Annotated in this window: 19 protein-coding genes; 8 read left to right on the forward strand and 11 right to left on the reverse strand. The window is 38.0% G+C overall.

Annotated features, from left to right (window positions below; all coding sequences use genetic code 11):
- Nucleotides 1-31 precede the first annotated feature (31 nt).
- Nucleotides 32-418, forward strand: coding sequence for an SMU1112c/YaeR family gloxylase I-like metalloprotein (gene gloA2, locus I6E72_RS14045; protein ID WP_197112732.1), 387 nt, complete (start codon nucleotides 32-34; stop codon nucleotides 416-418).
- Nucleotides 419-456: 38 nt separating this feature from the next.
- Here the strand turns inward: gloA2 and I6E72_RS14050 are convergent, their stop codons facing one another.
- Nucleotides 457-1,821: a leucyl aminopeptidase family protein gene (locus I6E72_RS14050; RefSeq protein WP_024605692.1), complete on the reverse strand. Its 1,365-nt coding sequence runs from the start codon at nucleotides 1,819-1,821 to the stop codon at nucleotides 457-459.
- An 87-nt stretch (nucleotides 1,822-1,908) separates the two neighbouring features.
- The gene (locus tag I6E72_RS14055) at nucleotides 1,909-2,331 is read right to left on the reverse strand and encodes a hypothetical protein (protein WP_024600540.1); all 423 of its coding nucleotides are present in this window, start codon (nucleotides 2,329-2,331) and stop codon (nucleotides 1,909-1,911) included.
- A 112-nt stretch (nucleotides 2,332-2,443) separates the two neighbouring features.
- On the opposite strand from I6E72_RS14055, the gene I6E72_RS14060 reads away from it, so the two are divergent.
- The 3 genes from I6E72_RS14060 (at nucleotide 2,444) to I6E72_RS14070 (ending at nucleotide 7,031) form a co-directional block, all read left to right on the forward strand.
- On the forward strand, nucleotides 2,444-2,614 hold the full coding sequence (locus I6E72_RS14060) for an oxidoreductase-like domain-containing protein (RefSeq protein WP_010553991.1): 171 nt from the start codon (nucleotides 2,444-2,446) through the stop codon (nucleotides 2,612-2,614).
- Nucleotides 2,615-2,924: 310 nt separating this feature from the next.
- A complete protein-coding gene (locus tag I6E72_RS14065) occupies nucleotides 2,925-5,507 on the forward strand; it encodes a TonB-dependent receptor plug domain-containing protein (protein WP_197112733.1) in 2,583 nt (860 codons plus the stop codon).
- A gap of 90 nt (nucleotides 5,508-5,597) precedes the next feature.
- Nucleotides 5,598-7,031, forward strand: a complete 1,434-nt coding sequence (locus I6E72_RS14070) for a tetratricopeptide repeat-containing sulfotransferase family protein (protein WP_197112734.1) — start codon at nucleotides 5,598-5,600, stop codon at nucleotides 7,029-7,031.
- Nucleotides 7,032-7,196: 165 nt separating this feature from the next.
- On the opposite strand, the gene I6E72_RS14075 is transcribed toward I6E72_RS14070, so the two are convergent.
- Nucleotides 7,197-8,099: an alpha/beta fold hydrolase gene (locus I6E72_RS14075; RefSeq protein ID WP_197112736.1), complete on the reverse strand. Its 903-nt coding sequence runs from the start codon at nucleotides 8,097-8,099 to the stop codon at nucleotides 7,197-7,199.
- Nucleotides 8,100-8,227: 128 nt separating this feature from the next.
- Between I6E72_RS14075 and rlmF the strand changes: the two genes are divergently transcribed.
- Complete coding sequence (rlmF, locus tag I6E72_RS14080; protein ID WP_197112737.1) at nucleotides 8,228-9,160, forward strand: 23S rRNA (adenine(1618)-N(6))-methyltransferase RlmF; 933 nt, start codon at nucleotides 8,228-8,230, stop codon at nucleotides 9,158-9,160.
- A gap of 40 nt (nucleotides 9,161-9,200) precedes the next feature.
- The gene (gene ltaE / locus I6E72_RS14085; protein ID WP_197112739.1) at nucleotides 9,201-10,205 is read left to right on the forward strand and encodes a low-specificity L-threonine aldolase; all 1,005 of its coding nucleotides are present in this window, start codon (nucleotides 9,201-9,203) and stop codon (nucleotides 10,203-10,205) included.
- Here ltaE and I6E72_RS14090 read toward each other — a convergent pair.
- From I6E72_RS14090 to I6E72_RS14125, 8 genes are all read right to left on the reverse strand, one after another.
- Nucleotides 10,179-10,772 (reverse strand): thymidine kinase, encoded by a 594-nt coding sequence (locus I6E72_RS14090; RefSeq protein ID WP_010553997.1) that lies wholly within the window; start codon nucleotides 10,770-10,772, stop codon nucleotides 10,179-10,181. The two genes, ltaE and I6E72_RS14090, sit on opposite strands and share 27 nt — an antisense overlap.
- Nucleotides 10,773-10,854: 82 nt before the next feature.
- Complete coding sequence (locus I6E72_RS14095) at nucleotides 10,855-11,646, reverse strand: amino acid ABC transporter substrate-binding protein (RefSeq protein ID WP_197112741.1); 792 nt, start codon at nucleotides 11,644-11,646, stop codon at nucleotides 10,855-10,857.
- Nucleotides 11,647-11,721: 75 nt separating this feature from the next.
- Nucleotides 11,722-12,192, reverse strand: a complete 471-nt coding sequence (locus tag I6E72_RS14100; protein WP_197112743.1) for a methylated-DNA--[protein]-cysteine S-methyltransferase — start codon at nucleotides 12,190-12,192, stop codon at nucleotides 11,722-11,724.
- Entirely contained in the window at nucleotides 12,192-13,544 is a 1,353-nt protein-coding gene (locus tag I6E72_RS14105; protein WP_197112745.1) for a DNA-3-methyladenine glycosylase 2 family protein, read from the reverse strand. Before I6E72_RS14105 ends, I6E72_RS14100 begins: the two co-directional genes overlap by 1 nt.
- 74 nt (nucleotides 13,545-13,618) lie before the next feature.
- Nucleotides 13,619-14,230 (reverse strand): superoxide dismutase, encoded by a 612-nt coding sequence (locus tag I6E72_RS14110; protein WP_197112747.1) that lies wholly within the window; start codon nucleotides 14,228-14,230, stop codon nucleotides 13,619-13,621.
- 16 nt (nucleotides 14,231-14,246) lie between these two features.
- The gene (locus tag I6E72_RS14115; protein WP_007582333.1) at nucleotides 14,247-14,753 is read right to left on the reverse strand and encodes a hypothetical protein; all 507 of its coding nucleotides are present in this window, start codon (nucleotides 14,751-14,753) and stop codon (nucleotides 14,247-14,249) included.
- Between the two features lie 79 nt (nucleotides 14,754-14,832).
- Nucleotides 14,833-15,315, reverse strand: coding sequence for a GNAT family N-acetyltransferase (locus I6E72_RS14120; RefSeq protein WP_197112749.1), 483 nt, complete (start codon nucleotides 15,313-15,315; stop codon nucleotides 14,833-14,835).
- A 12-nt stretch (nucleotides 15,316-15,327) separates the two neighbouring features.
- Entirely contained in the window at nucleotides 15,328-20,091 is a 4,764-nt protein-coding gene (locus tag I6E72_RS14125) for a PAS domain-containing protein (RefSeq protein WP_197112759.1), read from the reverse strand.
- Nucleotides 20,092-20,348: 257 nt separating this feature from the next.
- On the opposite strand from I6E72_RS14125, the gene I6E72_RS14130 reads away from it, so the two are divergent.
- Complete coding sequence (locus I6E72_RS14130; protein WP_197112761.1) at nucleotides 20,349-21,224, forward strand: cation diffusion facilitator family transporter; 876 nt, start codon at nucleotides 20,349-20,351, stop codon at nucleotides 21,222-21,224.
- A gap of 57 nt (nucleotides 21,225-21,281) precedes the next feature.
- Nucleotides 21,282-22,352 (forward strand): PepSY-associated TM helix domain-containing protein, encoded by a 1,071-nt coding sequence (locus I6E72_RS14135; RefSeq protein WP_197112763.1) that lies wholly within the window; start codon nucleotides 21,282-21,284, stop codon nucleotides 22,350-22,352.
- The last annotated feature ends 57 nt before the right edge of the window (nucleotides 22,353-22,409 follow it).

Consider the following 22,409-nt stretch of genomic DNA (forward strand, 5'->3'; position numbering starts at 1 on the left):
AAGTGCGTTTTTGCTTTTTAAGGAATTAAATTTGAAACTTTTAGGTATTCACCACGCTGCCATTATTTGCAGTGACTATGCACGTTCTAAACACTTTTATAGCAATGTACTTAAACTTAATGTTATTAATGAGCACTTTAGAGCTGATCGTAATTCATATAAATTAGATTTAGCCATGCCCGATGGTAGCCAAATAGAGCTATTTTCGTTTGATGGATCGCCCGCAAGACCAAGCTATCCCGAAGCACAAGGCTTAAGACATTTAGCTTTTAAGGTAGCGGATGTACAGAGTGCAAAAACGTATTTAGAGTCGTGCGATGTAAACGTTGAGGATATTAGAGTGGATGAAATAACCGGCAAAAAGTTTACCTTTTTTGCCGATCCAGATAACTTGCCACTTGAGCTTTATGAGGTTTAAAACTCATAAGCTCAAGTTCTTACTATTGAATCAAAAACTTATTTATTAAAACGATTTTGTAAGTAGTTAAATACAGCACGAATACCTAACGCTTCACCACCTGTTGGACGACCTGGTAATGCACGTAAGTTCCACGCCATTACATCAAAATGTACCCACGGTGTTGTTGGCTCAACAAATTCTTTTAAGTAAAGCGCTGCAGTAATAGCACCACCAAACGGTGTACTTGCACAGTTTGCCATATCGGCTACATCACTTTTTAGTAAGTTTTTGTATTGCTCAAATAACGGAAGTTGCCAAACAGGATCATGGACGCTTAAACCTGCATCAATAATACCGTTTGCTACATCGCGCTCTGTTGAGAAAAAGCCCGGAAGCTCCGTGCCTAACGCAACACGACATGCACCCGTGAGGGTAGCAAAATCAATAATTAGCTCAGGATTATCGTTTTGTGCTTCGCTTAATGCATCACACAATACTAAGCGCCCTTCTGCGTCTGTATTATCAATTTCGACCATAATGCCTTTGCGTGTTTTAACAACATCGCCAGGGCGAAATGCATTGCGCGATACTGCATTTTCAACAGCGGGTACAAGCACTCGTAATCTAATTGGTAAGTTAGCTGCCATAATAAGCTGTGCTAGTGCAATTACGTGCGCCGCGCCGCCCATGTCTTTTTTCATGTTACGCATGCCAGAACTTGGTTTTAAATCAAGTCCACCTGAGTCAAAACATACGCCCTTACCTACTAGTGTAATTAATGGAGCATCTGTTGCGCCCCATTTTAAATCAAGTAAACGCGGTTTATTTTCGCTTGCACGACCCACCATGTGAATAGTCGGGTAGTTTTGCTCTAGTAACTCATCGCCAATCCACTGTGAAAATTCGCCATTGTAAGTTGCAGCTAAATCTTCCATTACTTGCGATAAATGTTGCGGCATCATATCTACCGCTGGCGTATTAACTAAATCACGTGCAAGTGTAATAGCATCAGCTTGTTGGCTAATACGCTCAAACAACGCTTTATCGCTAATGGCTAATTGCGCTTTTGCTGTTGGTTTTTCTTTATATTCACTAAATTCGTAACCACCAAGCACAAACCCTAAAGCAACTTGCTCTACAAAAGCGCTCTCGCCTTGAATTTGATAAGTACCAGTAGGAAGTGTATTTGCTAAATTACCCGCAGCCCAAAAATCATCGCTACTTTGCATTAAACAAAATACCTGGCTTAACTCGCCCGTTTTAGCATCAGGGATTAAAGCAACACCTTGCTTTTCGAAACCTGTATTAGTTAACCAATTTTGTATAAATGCAGGCTGCTGTGCTTGCCAGTCAGATAATTCGTTTTTAAGAATAAAAGATAAAGGAATACCAGAAGATGTATGACGTAGTAATGCACTCATTAAAAAGCTCATATAATATAAAAATGGTACTTAAGAGCATATCAATAAGCGCACCTAAAAGGTATCGCTAATTTGAAGGGATTTTAGCTACTTTTTTAAGCTGTTTTTGGATTCTTGCTTTTGATTTTCTTGATCTATTTTAGCATCAAGTTCTTTAATAGATTTGTTTATATTAAACGAGCTTGGCAGTACATCAACTCCCACTAAACTCCCTAATTTAACAACTAAAGGAATTGTAAGCGGGGCAAAAGGTAATACAGCAAACACACCGAGCCCTAGCCCTTTTAGAATATCAACAAACTGTTCATTAGCGCGTTTTAACTCCTCTTTACTTGTTTGGCCTTGGGTATAGCGCCTATAAATAGAGAGCATTTCTTTGGTTTCTTGTTTTTCTTGCGCAAGTGCAATTTTAAGCGCCACCATAGCACGGCGAAAACGCAGCTGTTGGCGTTTCTTACTAATTTTAACTACCCGCCAAGGTGCACGGTGAATAACTTTATATAATCGCATAACTTTTATTTTCACACAGCAGCACGGGTTCACAAAGAATAATTTACTTACAACATCCTTTAACTTATCCTTTGCACCAAATTAGTATTAAATACATACAACAACACTGAATATGACAAACCAACTACCGCAAAAACCTGAAAAACCAAAATCTGATGAATGTTGTGGTGGTGGCAGTTGCTGCCCCTGCGTGTGGGATGAATATAAAGAAAAATTAGCAACTTGGCGATGCGCACAAAACATTGAAAACCCCACCAAAAAGAAACAAATAAATAACATTTAAATACTGATAACGCATTAATTTTCCTCTCAACAACCCTATTTGCACTTATTTAGTTCATTTTAGCTTTACTTTGCACCATTGTTGCATTTTTTCTTAAATTGAATCTTTTTGTTATCAAATGGTTAATTAGTAATTGCCCTTCCCGTTTTTTACCTATAGTCTGTAAATAGGACTTCACAAAAAGTAAGCTTAATTGATTAGGCTTTTGAGCTAAACCCTCAAACTTATGTGAAACAAAAAATTAAGTTAAAAATAAATGATGTGAAATTAGCATCAAAAATAAGAATTATTCTAACTGGGGAAAATTAGAATGAAATTAAAAAATAATGCGCTAAACCAAGCAATCAAATTTGCTTTAGCTACAACCACTGCAGGGTTGTTTTTTTCGGGTTCTGCTATTGCAGCAGACGAGCAACAGCAAACTAAAGTAAATAAAAACGTAGAGAAAATTGCCGTAGTAGGTACGCGCTCAGCTCCACGTTCAATCGGTGACTCACCAGTTCCAATCGATATTATTGGCGGCGAAGAATTAGAAAGATCAGGCAATACCGACATGCTTGAGCTTTTAAAAGGTGCCGTGCCATCTTTTAACGTACATCAAAATCCTATTAGTGATGCGGCCTCTCTTGTTCGCCCAGCTAACTTACGTGGTTTACCATCAGACAGCACATTGGTTCTTTTAAACGGCAAACGTCGTCATCGTGCTTCTGTAATTGCATTTTTAGGCGGTGGTATTAACGATGGCGCGCAAGGCGCAGATATTTCAGTTATTCCAAGCATTGCTATTAAACAAGTAGAAGTACTTCGTGATGGCGCAGCAGCACAGTATGGTTCTGATGCAATTGCCGGTGTAATGAACTTCCAGTTAAAAGACGCTTCAGAAGGCGGTAAATTAGAAATCCGCCATGGTCAATTTTATGAAGGTGATGGCGATACAACACAAGTGTCGGGTAACGTGGGTTTACCGTTTACCGACAATGGCTTTGCTAATTTAAGTTTTCAGTACAAAACAGCTGATGCAACAAGCCGCTCGGTTCAACGTGCCGATGCCGCAGCACTTTCAGCTGCCGGTGTTCCAGATGTATCTTCGCTCGCACAAGTATGGGGCGCACCAGAAGTTGATGACGATATTACAATTTTTGGTAACGTGGGTTTAGAGCTAACGAACGATTCTGAATTTTACATGTTTGGTAATTACTCTGAACGTGATGTACGTGGTGGCTTTTACTACCGTAACCCTCAAACGCGTTCTGGTGTTTATTCAAATGATGGTGGCGAAACTCTGCTTGTTGCAGATTTAACACCTGATATGAGCGCTAACTGTCCTACTATTGCAATAACAGATGGCAACGTACTAGATGATCCAGCTTACATAAATGGTGTAGCGAACAATCCAGATTGTTTTGCATTTAACGAATCGCTTCCAGGTGGTTTTACACCTAACTTTGGCGGCAACATTACTGATACTTCTTTAACTATCGGTACTAAAGGGCGATTCACTGGTGGTTTCTTAAAAGATACTTACTATGACTTAAGTGGTACTGTGGGCTTAAATGAATCACGTTACTTTATTTACGATACGGTTAATGCTTCTTTAGGCGCAGATACACCGCGTGATTTCAGCCCAGGTAAATATGAGCAACTAGAGAAAAACTTTAACTTTGATTTATCAAAGGGTGTCGACTTTGGTTTAGCTTATGATGTAAATATTGCCGGTGGTTTTGAATGGCACGAAGAAACATTCACTATCATTTCTGGTGATGAAGCATCTTACACTGCAGGCCCTTTAACAGAACAGGGTTTTGGTATTGGCTCTAACGGCTTCCCTGGTTTTAAACCATCACAAGCAGGGGAGTTTTCTCGTCGTAACTATGCAGCATACGTTGATGTTGAAGCACCGTTCACTGAAGATTTCCTAATGGGTGTGGCGCTTCGCTTTGAAGACTACGACAGCTTTGGTACTACAACTAACTACAAAGTAATGGCTCAATACCATTTAACTGAAGATTTAAATATTCGTGGCTCTGTAAGTAGCGGTTTCCGTGCACCTACAGTTGGTCAAGCTAACGTAAGTAACGTACAAACAAGCTTAGACAGCGGCGTATTACAAGATTCAGCGCTTCTTCCACCAACAAACCCAATTGCAGTGCAATTAGGTGGTACAGAGCTTGAGCCGGAAGAATCACAAAGCTATACGCTTGGTGCTGTATACACAATCGGCGAGTTATTTTTAACGCTTGATTACTACAACATTCAAGTAGATGACCGTATTAGCCAATCAGATAAAATCAACTTAAGCCAAGCAGATAAAGATACACTTACAGCGGCTGGAGTTCCTAATGTACAAGGTCTTGCTCAAGTAAGCTTTTTTACAAATGACTTTGATACAACAACACAAGGTATCGATTTAGTTGCCAACTATACAGCTGAGCTAATGGGCGGTAGCTCTACATTTAGCCTTGCTTATAACTGGAATGATACTGAAGTAACTCAATTTAGTGAGATTACAGGTGCGTTTAAAGTTAAGCGCTTAGAAGAAGACTTACCTAATCATCGTGCAACGTTCACATTATCTCAGCAATGGGAATCAGTTTCTGCATTTGCTCGTGCAAACTACTACGGCGAATACCAAGGTGTTCACGTTGATTATGATGCAACAGCTAAAACAGCTGATGCTGCAGTCACTATTGATGCTGAAGTAACTTACTTCTTAAATGAATCAGTTAGCTTCTCTGTAGGCGCTCAAAACATATTTGACCAAGACGCTGAAAAGCTAGATTTTGCTGATAGAATTGATACGCCTAACAATAACTGGGGTGGTCAGTTCTACGAGACATCTCCGTTTGGTATTAACGGTGGCTTTTACTACGCTAAAGCAACATATACTTTTTAAACTATTTTCATGAAGAACCAAAGGCGAAATGTTAAAGACATTTCGCCTTTTTAATTTTATAGTTAATAAAAATAATAATAATGTCTAACTATGTTACTTAATAAAGCCAACCAATTATTTCAAGAGAATAAACTCAAAGAAGCCGAGTTCCATTTTAAAGCGATTTTAAATAGTAATCCCGAAAATGGTGAAGCTTTATTTGGCTTAGGCAGAATTGCCCTACGACTAGAGCGTTATGACGCTGCCGTGTACTTACTCCAAAAAGCGTGTGAGCGCATGCCTCATATGCTTGAACCATTACATGCCCTTGCTGATGCATTTAACGGTGTTAATTCGCCAAACGATGCGTTAACTGTTCTCGAATATGCAAAAAAGTTAGCGAGTCATAACCCAGAACCCCACTACTACCTAGCCCAACACTACTTAACATATGGCGAATTAGATAAAGCCCATACAACGTTTGCCCAAGCTCTCAGTATTGGCACCTACCCAGTAACAGCCTATATTTTATTTGAACTTGTACAGTTAGGCCGCTTTAATAAAGAGCATAATTATGTAAGTAATTTACACCACTTATTAACTCAAACGAGCAATTTACGTTTAAAAATGGTGTGTTACTACGCATTAGCAAACAGTTACGATGCACTTGAAGATACCGAGCAAGCATTTAATTACTTTATATTGGCGAATAAATTACAAAAAAAATTAAGTGAATTTAACACTAAAGATTTAATCCCTTTTTACGATGAAATAATAAAATACAACACCGAGGAATTTATTGCCTCTGCCGATAAAAAATTTACAGGTAATATTACACCTGTATTTATTATTGGTATGCCTCGTAGTGGCTCTACCCTCCTGGAGCAAATGTTGGCAAGCCATAGTCAGTTTTCGAGCCTAGGAGAAAGTACGAGTATTAGTAATAACGCGGTTGCTTTTATCGAGCAAAAAACGGGAGTTGCTTACCCGCAATGTTTAGCGCATTTAACGCCTGACTTAATCAAAAAAGCCCGCGAGCTTTATATCACAACATTAAAAACAGCATCGCCCATCAGACCTTTTATAATAAATAAACTGCCGAGTAATTATCAGTCGCTCGGACTAATATATATCCTATTTCCAAATGCCAAATTTATAAACTTAAGTCGTAATTTTAATGCTACAGCGTTTTCTATTTTCACTAATTACTTTGCTGAAAACGAGCCTTATTTTTGCTCACTACCTGAGTTTAAGCTTTACCATAGTGTGTATGAAAAACTGATGAGCCATTGGCACTCCTTTAAAGGTATGCCAATTTATGATGTCAGTTACGAAGATTTAGTGAGTAACCCAAAAGAGCAGCTAACGCAGTTACTTGGTTTTTTAAACTGTCATTTTGAAGAGCGCTGCTTAGCGTTTTATAAACAAAAAACACCGGTAACCACGTTGAGTAAACATGCTATTCGCCAACCTATTAATAACGCCGCAATCGCTAAGTGGGAGCGTTACAAAACACCTCTTTTAAAGTTACTTGATGAGAATTAATTAGGGCCTGTTTATCTTTCGAGGTTAAATTTGCAGTAGGCTGTTTGGTTTTTAGACAAGGCAGAGCCTATGAAGTGTGGTCATTCCCCATAAATAGGCGATAACGTAGCATAAAGACCAAACATGCGCTGCCTTTTGGGTTCAACCCTGAAAGGTCAACAGGTCCTACAGATGTGCTTTAAACCAATTAAGTAAATCTTTAAATTGATCATCACGCGCACTTGGGTGGGTAAGCATATTAATATGATCGTAATCAAAATTATGCCCGTGTTTACGACCGTAAATTCGCATTTGTTGAATGCCAGGCCCTGATTCGTCCATAAACTTTTGAATATCGATTGGTTGCGCTAATGCTTTATCTTTTACCGCAGCAATATGAAGCGTTGGCGGTAAATGCAGATTGTTTAGAGCTTTTGCATAATCAAAATTATCATCATAATCTATCCATGGCTTCTTTTTAGCCCATTGCATACTTTGATAATGCGACTTTTGAGTTTCGTTATCGCTTCCCCACTTATAACCTTTAGCATTTAAATAGCCGTGTTTTTTAGCAAGTAAAGGTGCCATAAAATACCAAATTAAATTGGCTTGTAATAATTTTTGAGGATGATTATTAAATAAAGAGCGCTTAGAGCCAAAATACACACACGCTTTTACATCATTAATATATTCTGGAAAACGTGCAAACGCGCTGTTCATCAATACCCCGCCCCAAGAGTGAGCGACCCAGTAGTCAGGCTTCTTGCCTTCAATCAACTCTATTTGCTTAATAAAGGTAGGGATGTCTTCTAAAATGGCTTCAGTTTGCCCGTACTTAGCGTCACTTGAAATAACCGGTTTACTATCACCTCGGCCACGTAAATCAGCAACATAACAACAATATCCATGCTCAGCTAAAAATGGTGCGAGCCCTTTATTGGAGTGCGTGTAAAAAATTTTACCGTTTTCTACAGCTCCATGCATAAAAAATACGATAGGCCCTTGCTGACCTTCATCGCTAATACGGCGTAAATGAAGTGTTTGGTGAGCGTCTAAATTGATAATTATTGATTGCTGAGAAATTGCCACAGTTATTCCTTTTTATTATTTTCAACTCATCCTACCAGTAATATTAAATATACCAAAGGAAATGTCTGCACTTTACTCATCAGCATTTGTTACAATCACCACATCATATCTGTTGTTAAAATGAAGCCATGAAAGAAAATAATACACGTTCAAAACTACACCCTCGTAACCTACATAAAAATGGGTACGACTTCGATTTATTAACAACAGAGCACCCTGCTCTACTGCCTTTTGTTATAACCACACCTGCAGGCACTAAAAGCATTGATTTTAGTGATAACAAAGCCGTTAAAACACTTAATCAAGGGCTTTTAAAAGCTCACTACAATATTGATTTTTGGGATATTCCTGAGCATAATTTATGCCCACCTATACCTGGGCGTGTTGACTACATTCATTACTTAGCCGATTTATTAAGTGATGATAACCAACAACAAATACCTTTAGGTAAGCAAATTAAAGTGCTTGATATTGGTACTGGCGCTAACTTAGTTTATCCGCTTACTGGTACAAGTGAATATAAGTGGCATTTTACAGGGACTGATATTGATCCAGCTTCGGTAAAAATAGCAAAGCAAATTGCTCAGTTTAATGGTTTAAAAATAATCCTAAAACAACAAAAAAACGCATCACATATTTTTAAAGGCGTTGTAAATCAAAAAGATCTATATCATTTAACGCTCTGTAACCCTCCGTTTCATGCAAGCGAAGAAGAGGCAAGTAAAGGCAGTGAACGTAAGTGGAAAAACCTAGGAAAAACACCCAGTAGCACGCTTAATTTTGGTGGTCATAATAATGAATTGTGGTGTGAAGGCGGTGAAGTACAGTTTATCTCTAATATGATTAAAGAAAGCGAAGACTTTGCAGAGCAAGTACTGTGGTTTACGTCGTTAGTCTCTAAAAAAGATAATATTGCAGCCCTTGAAGAAGTATTAAAAGCTCACCCAATAGCACAGTATAAAATAGTTGATATGGCACAAGGTCAAAAAATTAGCCGCTTTATTGCATGGAGCTACTTTGATAAAGAAACCCGTGAACAAATATGTAGTGAACTGGCTTAATACCAATTTTATTAAAAACAATAAAAAGGATAAGGCAATCATGATAGATTTTCGCTCTGATACAGTTACAAAGCCCTCAAAAATAATGCGCGATATTATGCACAACGCACCGGTTGGTGACGATGTATATGGCGATGATGAAAGCGTTAACCAACTAGAAGCCTATGCGTGTAAGCGTTTTAACTTTAAAGCCGCACTTTATTGTAGCTCAGGTACACAAGCCAACTTACTTGCAATAATGGCGCATTGTGAGCGAGGTGACGAATACATTTGTGGCCAAAATGCTCACAATTATAAGTTTGAGGGCGGCGGAGCAGCTGTTTTAGGGTCTGTGCAACCACAGCCTATTGAAAATGAAGCCGATGGTAGCATCCCCTTCAGTAAAATAGCTGCAGCAATAAAACCAGACGATTGCCATTTTGCAAACACGCGATTACTTAGCTTAGAAAATACCATAGGCGGAAAAGTACTCCCGCTTGAGTACTTAGCCCAAGCTCGTGACTTTGTTAATACGCATAATTTAGCGCTGCACTTAGACGGCGCACGTGCTTTTAATGCCGCTGTTGAGCTAAATGTTGATATCACTGAAATCACAAAGCACTTTGACTCAATTTCTATTTGTTTATCTAAAGGTTTGGGGGCGCCCGTAGGCTCTTTATTATTAGGCTCACCAGCACTTATTAATAAAGCAAGACGATGGAGAAAAGTACTTGGTGGCGGTATGCGCCAAGCCGGAATGCTTGCAGCTGCCGGGCAGTTTGCACTTGAGCACAATGTAGAGCGCTTAAAAGACGATCATGCAAATGCACGTTATTTGGCTCAACAATTAAGTGAAATCAGTGGCTTTACTGTAGATATGAGTAACACCACTAATATGGTTTACGCAACATACACTAGCAGTATAAATATTGAAGAGATTGCTGAGGCACTTAAACAACAAGGTATACTATTTAGCCCAAGCAAGCAGCTTAGGCTAGTAACGCATTTAGATATTACGCGCGAAGATATTGATACATTTTTAAATGCTTTGTCGGCCCATATTTAACGCGGCTTTATAATGTTTGCGGCATACCGAAACGTATCGGTCATTGCCGCCAATTTCTACTTGGTTACCATCGGCTATTGCTTCACCATTTTCATCGGTACGCAGTACATGGTTTGCTTTACGTCCACAGTGGCATACAGTTTTAAGCTCAACTAACTTATCAGCCCACGCAAGCAAATATTGCGACCCTATAAATAGCTCGCCTCTAAAGTCGTTACGCAAGCCATAACACAATACCGGTATACCTAATTCATCAACCACATCGGTTAATTGCATTACTTGTTCTTTTGATAAAAATTGGCACTCGTCAACTAACACACAATGGCGTTTTTTTTCATTATTGAGTGATTGAATAAGATCAAAAACATCTTTGCTAGCATCAAATACATGCGCATCTGCTTGCAAGCCAATACGAGACGATACTTTACCCACGCCTTGTCTATCATCAATGGCAGCAGTAAGGATCACAGGTTCCATGCCACGTTCTTTATAATTAAATGCAGATTGTAATAACGTGGTTGATTTACCTGCATTCATTGCAGAGTAGTAAAAGTATAATTGAGCCATTGTGGTGCCATTTTATAAAAAGTGCGCTTATGCTACCTTAATATTAAATTAATACCAATTTACAAACGCGAATTTAATGAGGTTATTTAGGTGTTTGTAAGTATTTAATATACACAGGTGCACTTTCAAATTTTGATAGCCAATGCCATATTTCCCAACTTAGAGTGTTATTTTCTTCGTAGAATTTTTTTGAAAAAACAAGGTAACCATGGCTGGTTTCGTAAGGGGGATAAATAGGTTTGACATTATTACCCTCATACGGATAACTCGACACTTTTAAGCCATCAACTTGGCATAGATCAACGCTCGCCTGCACCACGCCCTTATCTAGCAACTCAAAAGCTTTGCTTTTAGAAAACGTATTATGAATAAAAAATGGCTCTTCTTTTAACGCGCTATTTAGTCCATAGCCATTAGGAATAGCTATCGTAAATGCTTTATTTTGAAATACTTCGCGAGTCTCCCATTCTTTATGAAATTTATAACGCCCTATAAGGCAGCTACTAAATTCACTTACTGCATAGTCATCTTGTAACTTACCTTGCTGATCAACAGGGTAAACAGCAACGTTTTCTCGTCCTTTGCGGTAACTGGCAATAACAGCATTAACTCGATTAAATTCTAAATCGCTTAAGCATCTACGCCATGGTTTTCTAACAAACTTAATCTCAACACCATCAATCGCTTTATCTAATAAACTTAAAACCTCAACTGAGGCATCAGGTTGATCGATAGGTATAGCCTTATCAAAACCTAAAAATAGTGGTGCTGTGTTTTTATCTTCATAACAAAAAAGTAATTCTTTGGCCGTAACGCCATCGCAAAAAACAATACACTTCAAAACAAAAATATAAAGTAACGTTCTAATTTTCATAGTGATTTTTATTTATAAACTAAATCTACAGTGTAGTATGTAGAACTAAACATACAAAATATTCGTTAAATTAATTTACATTAATCCTTCGTGTTTCAGCAACCAAAGTTTCCTATTAAGCCCACCAGCATAGCCCGTTAGCTTTGTATTTGCGCCAATAATTCGGTGGCAAGGCACTATAATACTAATCGGGTTTTTACCATTCGCGGCACCTACTGCCCTCACTGCTTTTGGGTTATTGAGTTGGTTTGCAATATAGCCGTATGTTTGCGACTGTCCAAAAGGTACCGTTAATAATGCTTGCCATACACTTTGCTGAAATACCGTACCGCTTGTATCAAGTGGTACATCAAAAGTAGTGCGACTTTTTGCAAAATACTCATTTAACTGCGCAGCGCAAATAAGCACCGCCTTGTTAGTGACTTGCTCAAATGGCGTATAAGGGTGTTCAACTAGTGGATAAAACCCAACGTAACTCACGCCTTTCTCGGTCGCTTGAATAATTATGTCGTCTATAGGGCTCGAAATTGATGTTTGAATGATCATTATAATTGCTGCCAAAGTTGAAAAGTTAAGTAAGAGCGAAAAGGAGCGCTGTTAGCAGGTACGAAAGGGTTTGCCGCTGCTTGTGCTTTTTTAACACCTAAATCACCATCAAGTAATATATCGGGTTGGCTTTGTCCTCGCAGCTTTGCATAATTTACTGTCCAAGGGCCAATTCCTTTTAAGCTAAGCCATTCATCTAAATCGTCATTTTCAGGATTTAGTGCACAAAAATGGGCTAAATTGTGCAGTGCATTTTTGCGTGCTTGTGGCATTTTAAAAAATGCAAAATCACTATTAGCAACAATTTTAGCTGTAGGAAAATAAACGGGATCGCCCTCTTTTTCGCCTAATTCGTCAACTAACTTTGTTACTAAATTATGCGCCGCAGTAACACTCACTTGTTGTCCGAGTACCGCCCTTATACCGGCTTCAAAACTTGACCAAATCCCTGGAAGCCTGAGCCCTTCACACACTGTAAACGCATTGTTTATATTGGCGCTTAAATGCGTTTGAATTAAATTAATATCGGCATCTAAATCAAGCACACGGCGTATATTATTTATAACAGGTTGTAAGTACACTGTATTGTCTATATTGATAGATACACTAAAGTGGTTTTTACTCGCTATAAATTCAGCGGTAAAGCTTCCTTTGTATTCCTCACTTGCAAAAGTACGTCCGTAGCTCGTTTGTGTTATCCACTCCATTGGTTTTATCAAGCGCCTTTGTAAAAAGCCCTGCAAAGCAGGCCAATTATAAGGCGGCCTAAATGGCAGGGTTAAAGTGAGTGTTGACGTTGGTTTTTTATCGCCACTGCGCAGCTTCGAGGGAGCTATATTTAACTGCTGTAAAAATGCATCATTAAAGCGCCTAATGCTTTTAAAACCTGCGGAAAACGCTATTTCGGTAAGGGGTAAATGTGTTTCTTGAATCAGCTTTTTAGCAAAGTGACATTGGTTAAATAATCGATATTGCGTAATCGACACGCCAAAATACTGCTTAAACAACTGTCTTAAATAACGACTACTTACACCTAAACGAGCTGCTAATTTTTCGCAGTCGTGCTCGTCATTTTGATCTATTAACTGTTTTGCTCTAAGTGCAGTCGTTTTTGTACCCTGCCATGCTGCGCTGCCAGGGGCACTATCGGGCCTGCAACGAATACAGGGTCTAAAACCATCTTGCGCCGCATTATGGGCAAACTGATAATAAGCAACGTTTTTTTCGTGAGCCGTTGGCGCAGGGCAAATAGGTCTGCAATAAATACCGGTACTTTTTACCGCTACGTAAAAAAGCCCGTCAAAACGAGGATCGCGACTCTGACGTGCTTTTTGCCAATGTGAAGTGTCCATAAACGGCTCTATAAGTTAAGCTAATAGAGCCTAGCTTATAGAAAAAAACTCACATTACTAGCCATATTCGGCACTCAACCAATAGCCAATAAATAACGCCTTTGTACTTCTTGCCAATTAATTACATTATAAAATGCAGCAATATAGTCAGGACGTTTATTTTGATACTTCAAATAATAGGCATGCTCCCATACATCAAGTCCCAAAATAGGGATATTTCCCTGCATTAAAGGGCAATCTTGATTAGCACTATTTTCTACAATCAACTTTTCATCCGGCGTTACACATAACCACGCCCAACCACTACCAAATTGGCTAATTGCCGCGGCTGTAAATTGGTCTTTAAATTTATCAAAACTGCCTAGTTGCTCATTTATAACCTGAGCCACAATACCTTCAGGTTCACCTCCTCCTTGTGGGCTCATTACTTGCCAAAATAAGCTGTGATTAAAATGCCCTCCTACATGCTCTTGTACTGCTTTTTGCAAATTACTAGGCAGGCTGTTTATTCCCTTAAGTAATTTTTCAGCATTTGCGGTTGCATATACAGTATCTGCTAAAGCAGCATTGGCTTTATTGATATACGTTTGATGATGCAATGTGTGGTGAATATGCATAGTTTTGCTGTCTAAATGAGGCTCAAGCGCATCATATTCATAATCAAGTGCTGGCAATGTAAACGCCATAAATTACTCCTTTATTTTAATGTAGCAGGCTGTTTGTTGAGTCTTTAGAGCATAAGCAAAAATTCACTTGCTCTATTAGCTCAGGTAAAAAATGATAACGTCTTGCAAATGATACAAGTTCAGAGGAAGTTTTAATGTAATGATGCTTACTCACTTTTTGTATATCGTAATGAGTATGCTTAATTAATGAAGAGAGTGTTAAGTGTACTTCGCATAGCCATTTGCATGCATTTTCAGGCTGTTGCATAGCTATATAGGTATCAGCTAAATTATGTGACGCAACAACAAGTGCGGGTATACAGTGCTCAATAGCATGAATGACAGTGTTATTAATCTGAGCATATAAAAATTGCTGAAGAAGATGATCTGCAAGTGTTTTAGCTAATAAGTATTTATCGCGGGCTTCGAGAAGTGCACCTTGTTCAAATGCATAATTACCTTGCATTATATTCGACTGCCAAGGGCTTAATGCTTGATCAAGATAAAGTAAATCTGAGTGGGGTTGTTTTTGACTTGAGATCATATAATCATCTGCACGTTTATTTATGAGTGTGTATTTAACTTACACACCCATAAAACTAAATGCAAATGATTTTCATTAACTATTTAGCGAAGTCTAATAATTCCTGCCCTGTTAAGCGATATATAATCCATTCGTTTTGAGGCTTTGCACCAATGCTATTGTAAAAATCGATAGCGGGTTTATTCCAATCAAGCACTACCCATTCAAAACGCCCACAGTTATTACTAATCGCCTTATTAGCTAAGTGCTTCATAATGGCTTTACCTGCGCCATTGCCACGGCTACCTGGGCTTACGTATAAATCTTCAAGGTATAGGCCATTTTTACCTAACCAGGTAGAGTAATTATAAAAATATACCGCAAAACCAATTGCCTCATCACCTTCTAAACAAATTATGCTGTGCGCAGTTGCACCTTCACTAAACAGAGTATCTAAAATTGCCTGCTCGTCTGTTTTTACTGCATCAGGTTCTTTTTCATATATGGCAAGTTCGGTAATAAAGTGCAAAATTGTTTTTGCATCACTTGGTTTTGCATCACGTATTATAACGGGTTGGCTCATTGTATTTTTACCTTAAATATACTGCTCTAATTTATCTTTTAAAATATCTAATTGAATAGGTTTACTCAAGTAGTCATCCATTCCAGCGGTTATACAACGCTCTTTATCTGAGTTCATTGCATTTGCGGTGATAGCGATTATTTTAATGTTTTTATGCTGTATGCCCGCCACGCCTTTACGAATAGCAGCGGTTGCTGCAAAACCATCCATAACAGGCATTTGGCAATCCATAAGTACAAGCTTAAAATATCCTGAATCATGCGCTTCTAATATATCAATCGCTAATTGGCCATTCCCAGCAATAGTAACGTCACAATTAAGCTTTTTGAGCATTAATTTAGCCACCTGTTGGTTAATTGGATTATCTTCTACCAGTAGTATTTGGGAAGACTCCTGCATTTTTTCTTTTTTAAGTGACGAAATATAGCCTGACGTAACAAGTGGGAGCGCCTCGCCTGCATCATTACTCGTTATAACCGACAGTGCAGAAATTAAATCGGCAGTGGTTACTGGTTTAGGAAAATATGCCTGAAAGCCAGCATCAGAATAACGCTGCGCGCCTTCCATACCTGCAATACTGGTCATCATTACAAGTGGCATTGATTTATAATGTTCATGTGCTTTTAGTGCTTTACACAGCTCTATGCCATCCATTCCTGGCATTTGCATATCAAGCACTGCAATATCATACATGCAATTTTTATCTTTATAGTGCTGCGCGCACATATCAAGTGCTTCATGTGCATCACATGCGAGTGCAACCTTAGCGCCCCAATGTTCAAGCTGTTGTGAAATTACAATTCGATTTGTCTCGTTATCGTCAACAACTAAAACTGTTAGCTCTTCCATATTAATATTAGGAATATAACGCTCTTTTTGATCTCCCGGAGTTAGCATTATAGTGGCGGTAAAGGTACTCCCTTTACCTGCTTCACTTGTAAGAGAAATTGCTCCTCCCATTAACTCACAAAGCTGCTTACAAATAGCCAGCCCTAAGCCACTGCCCCCGTATTCACGCGTTGTTGATGCATCTACTTGAGAAAACGGGGTAAATAACTGCTGTTGCTTTTCTTCACTTATTCCTATGCCTGAATCTTTTATACTTGCAACAAATTCTAAACCTTGAGCCACTTTATTAATTTTGGCGCTTACCACAACCTCGCCCTTACTCGTAAACTTAACGGCGTTACTCAGCAAATTAGTAAGTACTTGTCGAATGCGCCCAGGATCTCCGCATAACTGCGAAGGCTCTAGCGCTACCAAATCTAAAATTATTTCTATACCTTTTTCTTGAGCAGTCAATGCTTGTGCGGCAGCAACTTCGCCAATTAAATCACGTCCATTAAAGTTAATCTCTTCAAGTTCGATTTTACCCGCTTCGGCTTTAGAGAAATCTAAAATATCGTTAATTACACCCAATAAAGAATGCGCACTTGTTTTGGCTATACCTACTTTTGTTTCTATTGGTTTAGGGAGTGACTCTAATTGAACAAGTTCTAGCATACCGAGTACACCATTCATTGGCGTTCTTATTTCATGGCTCATCGTTGCTAAAAATTGGCTCTTCGCAATGGCTGCATCTTCAGCTTTTACAAGGGCTACTTTCAACTCCTCACTGATTACTTTTCGTTGCTGAGAAATCAAAGTACTTCCCACTAAAGTAGCCAATGATCGAAGATACGTTTCTTCGCTTTGCGTCCAATTGTGATATTCGCCTACCGTTTCAGCGCACAAAATACCTAAATTACCATCACCAGTTGCTATTACTGCATCAAGCATCGATTTAATATTTAATGGCTTTGTATACGCTTCTATAAAATCAACAGTTGCTGGATGGGTATAAACATCATCAATGGCTACTAAGTTTTGCTTATAAATGGCGTTATAATATGCAGGATAGCCTTTAGCAGTTAAAACAGCATCTGTATCTACAAACCCTTGTCCATCTATGTATAAACTATGACATGTCATTACATCTCGTTGATCGTTAAAAATCCATACCGACGCACGTGCAACATTTAGCACTTCGCACATAGATTTAACGGCTAGCTTTTTAACTTGCTCTACATCACTATTTTGCACTTCAGGTGCGACTGTAAGCGCGGCTAAATTTTTGTTATAGCGGTTTGCTTTTTCGCTTTCGAGTTCAAGGCGCTTATGTGCATCAATACTTTGAAATGAGCCAAAAACACGTACGCATTTACCATCTTTAAGCTCTGCTTGGCCCATTGATTTAACCCAACGCTCTTGCCCCGAATAGGTCAAAATAATAAGCTCTACACTCCAGCTTTCACCTAAAGTCACAGCGCATTCAAATAAGGTACTTATAGTGTCTCGGTGTATTCCTGGTTTATAAAAATCAATAGCAGTATCTATCCTCGGCTCAAATCCCTCTGGTACTTCGTGGATAACTTTAACTTCATCAGACCAATAAAGAGTATGCGCATCTAGGTCCATCTCCCATGCACCAATTTGTCCTTGCTTACTCATTGATTCAAGCAGGCTTTGCTGACGGCTTATTTTTAATTGTGTATTGTAACGTTCTGTAATATCTAAAATAAATCCATCTAAATACAATATATTGCCATCATCTGCGTAAATCGCTTGGCCTTTTTCGTTTACCCAATGCAAAGAGCCATCGCGGGCTTTAATTCTATACTCAACAGACCATGACTGCTTAGCGCTAACACAATGGACAATTTCATCTTTTATTTTTTGAGAATCGTCTTCACATATTAAATCAAAGAAGCAAAGGTCTTCATTGTGTATCAACTCATCGGGTGAATAACCGGTTATTTCACTCGCTTGCTCGCTCATGTAAAGCATGCTTAATTTGTCATCAAACTTACATCGATAAATTATGCCAGGGATATTTGATACCAAAGATGCAAATCTGTCTCGGCTTCCTTGTAGCTCAAGCTCTGTAGATTTTCGATCTGATATATCTAAATGCGTACCGATCATGCGTTTTGGAGAGCCATCGGTATTCCACTCAACTATTTTTGCAGTATCGAGAACCCAAATCCAATGTCCATTTTTATGCTTCATGCGGGCTTCACTAACATAATAGTCAGTCTCGCCGGAAAAATACGCTTGAAGTTTTTTCTCCGACATAGCTAAATCATCAGGGTGAGCAAAGGTATACCAAGTATCTATAGTACAAGGTTCAATATCACTGAGCTTGTAACCTATAATCTCGGCCCAGCGGTTATTAAATGTCACCTTTTTAGTATCAATGTACCAATCCCAAATACCCACTGCTGTTGAGTCAATCACTAGTTGTAGCTGTGTTTTGTGCTGTTCAAGCTCTAGCTCTTGTAACTTAAGCGCTGTAATGTCGGTACGAATAGCAATATAGTTTTGTGGTATACCGTTTTCATCTAGAAATGGTGCAATGGTGGTATCTACCCAATAAAAACCACCATTTTTAGCTTTATTACAGATTTGCCCGTTCCATACATCACCGCGTTTAAGCGTTTTGTACATATTTTTAAAGAATTCTTTTTCGTGTTTCCCTGAATTTAATAAGCGATGGTTTTCGCCTATTAATTCATGTTCGTCGAAACCACTGATCTCACAAAACTTCTTATTTACAAAAGTAATAGTGCCATGTAAGTCAGTTACCGCAACAATGGCATGTTCATCTAATGCACTTTTTTGTTCTGCTAATTGTTTTAATGCAATTTGAAGTGCCGAACGTTGTTTTTGTAATATACTTTGTTGTTCTTCTTTTACGGCTACTAACTTACGTAAGCCTAATGAAAGCTGATTAAATTCAATGCTATCGTTTATTATTGGAACTTTAACTAAATCGCCTTTTGTAATATTTTCGACAATTTTAGCTAAGTTAATTAAAGGCTGAGACAGCCGGCGACCAAACCACCACGACAACGTTAATATCAGCAGTAAGGCACCTGAATTAGTTAATACAGCGAGCTGCTTATAATAATTAGCACCTTGTAGTGCGACTTCTTTTGGTTTTGATACAAGTAGCTGCCAGCCAGACTCATTTAAAAACTCTAATGAATTAATATACCCATATAAAGTGACTTCATTTTTATCAATATAAGAAAAAACACGTTGTGTTGGTGAGCCATTTTGAGAGAAAAATGATGGTTGGGTATCGTCTGAAATATTACTTTTTTGAATTTTATTATTGTGCATAACATAAAATGTTATGTCTTTATTAGCAGCGTGTATTTTACTTAGATTATTTAATAAGCCATTTAAATTTATATCTGCAAGCAATATTGCTTGTAGCTTATTTTCATCATTTAATATCGGTAAGCCAATAATATGATATTCACGCCCTGAGGCAGTCATTGACTGGAATTGGATTTTACCTGTATTTATAATCCCAGAACGTATGTTATTAAAGCGCGGCTCTTTAATAACATTTAAAAAAGGTGATGAAGGTAGTGAATTAACGAGGTTTACATCAATAAGCTCTACATGATTAACAAAATCATACTGCTCAATAAATTGATTAATTAATTTTTGCTTTTTATTGGGGCTGATATCAAACTGCGCCCTAAGCAAATATAAATCTTTAACATGGTCTGTAAACCAAATATCAGCAAATTGCTTACCTATATTATTAAGCTCGTTAAGTTCAGTGTCTGCATTTTGTTTAAGCGTGCTATTTACATGTTCAAGACTAAACCACGTAAGTATACAAAGTGGCCCTAAGGCTATAATTATAAAGGTTATAATTAACTTACTTCGAACAGACTGTCCTTTACCTGTTAATTCACCAAAGTTTAAACCTTTGTCCATGCTTAATATCCAGCAGCTTTTAATCATTTAATATTACTTACATTAATGCACTAAATATATAAAGACGCAAGTTTTGAGCCGTAAACTCCTTAAAAACTCGACATTTAGCGCGACAAACTTAAATTCACGCATTTAATAAAATACGCCTTTATCATTAACTTAAAATTACGTTCATGTACGCGACAACTTCTGTAGCTGTTTTAAACCACCCATGATATAAGCAATATTCAGTCAATGTATTTGAAGGGATTATGGCAATGGCGCACGATCATTCACATAGTCATGTAGACGAAAACCAAAGTAATAAGCAGCTCACCGTTGCAGTTTTTATTAATGTATTACTAACCATAGCCCAAGTTATTGGTGGGTTATTTTCGGGCAGTTTGTCACTTATAGCAGATGCACTTCACAACTTAAGTGATGCCGCCGCTATATTTATAGCCTTGATTGCACGAAAAATCGGTAATAAACCAGCTGATGACACTCATCACTTTGGCTATAAACGCGCTGAAATACTCGCCACTCTTTTTAATAGCAGTACACTAATAATAATTGGTGTGTATTTAATTTTTGAATCAATTTCGAGTTATTTAAACCCTCAACCAATTAATGGTTGGATAGTTGTGTGGGTGGCCGCAATAGCGTTAGTGATTGATTTAGCAACAGCGTATTTAACCTATCGAGCTGGTGCAAATCACAGTATAAATATAAAAGCAGCCTTCATTCATAACGTATCAGATGCAATGGCATCTATTGTGGTAATCATTGCTGGCACCTTAATTATTTTATATCAATGGTATATTGTTGATTTAATCGCCACTGTACTTATTTCTATGTATGTAATTTATCATGGCATTTTACTTTTAAAACAAAGCTGCAAAGTTTTAATGCAAGCAGCGCCTGACAATATCGACACACACGCAATATCGGATGCTATTAGTAGTAAATTTAATATCGAATCGGTAACCAGTATTAAGCTTTGGCAATTAGACGATAAAGAAAGCTACTGCGAGCTTATTATTAGCACTCAGCAAGCGATTAATTTGCAAGCCATAAAAATATTCTTACACGATAATTATAATATCGAAAATTGCATAATAGAAATCCAACCAAATACATCACTATTTAATTGAAAACAGCTCGTATTATCATTTACAATATTACTATTAACTCATAATGAGATACCGTTTTTGAAAATTTGGTTACGTAGAATTCATTTAGGCCTTGCCCTTATTAGCGGACTATTTTTATTAATAGTGAGCTTAACCGGTGCTGTTATGATTTATGCAAAAGACATTCAGCACTTAATAGAACCCGCAAAATGGCAAGTAGCACCACAAGCTACTTTTATGCATTACGATGAGCTTATACAAAATGTACAAACTCAAACTAAGCAAAAAATTACTTTTTTTATGCCAGAGCAAGCACCGGACGCCGCATGGCAGTTTAGGTTAGCTAATAAACACTACGCTAGTGTTAATCCCTATTCAGGGAGTGTACTAAACGTCTATGAATCAACCGATACTATTTATGGGTTTGCCCAAGGCTTACATCGCTGGCTGTTGTTTGAAAACAGTAAGGGTGAAAAAACCTTCCGAAATTGGATGTCCGTGTGTGCATTGCTGCTGCTAGTAAATGTATTACTTGGTTTTTACTTATGGGTAAAACCAAAAAACAGAGTTAAACGTTTAGCTATAAAACCAAAAGCCAAATTTAGAGTGCTCATGTATCAATTACATACCGTGCTTGGTGTTTACTTTTTTATACCCCTTATGCTTATTGCCTTTACTGGCATGGCATTTAACTGGAAAACACAAACTCAATCTGTATTAGAATTTGTAACGTTTAACAAAGTAGAGCAAAGACCTAAAGCGCCAAAAATAATCCCCCTTTCTCAAGCTGTTTTAAATTATAACGAAGCAATAAAAAATGCCGAGAGCGTATTCCCTGATGGCAAAACATATAGAATTTACTTGCCTAAAAAAGATGACGAAGCAATTGCACTGAGAATGCAAAACCCTGGCGAAAGCCATGCTTACAGCTGGGTTTGGACTAACCCATTTACTGGTAAAGTATTAAACTCATTTGACGCCAGTAAAACCAACTTCACAACACAAGCATGGAACTTTAAGTATAAATTTCACATTGGTGATTTTGCAGGTCCTATAGTGCAGTTTTTATGGTTATTAATAGCCCTTTCACTCGCATTTTTTATTGTAAGCGGTGTGTATTTTTGGTTAAAACGCCACAAATGGAAATAAATCTCATTAACACTTGCGTCATTAGTTGATAATAATTACCATTACGCAACTTATTAT

It is taken from the genome of Pseudoalteromonas sp. NSLLW24, assembly GCF_015864725.1.
Lineage (GTDB): Bacteria > Pseudomonadota > Gammaproteobacteria > Enterobacterales > Alteromonadaceae > Pseudoalteromonas > Pseudoalteromonas arctica.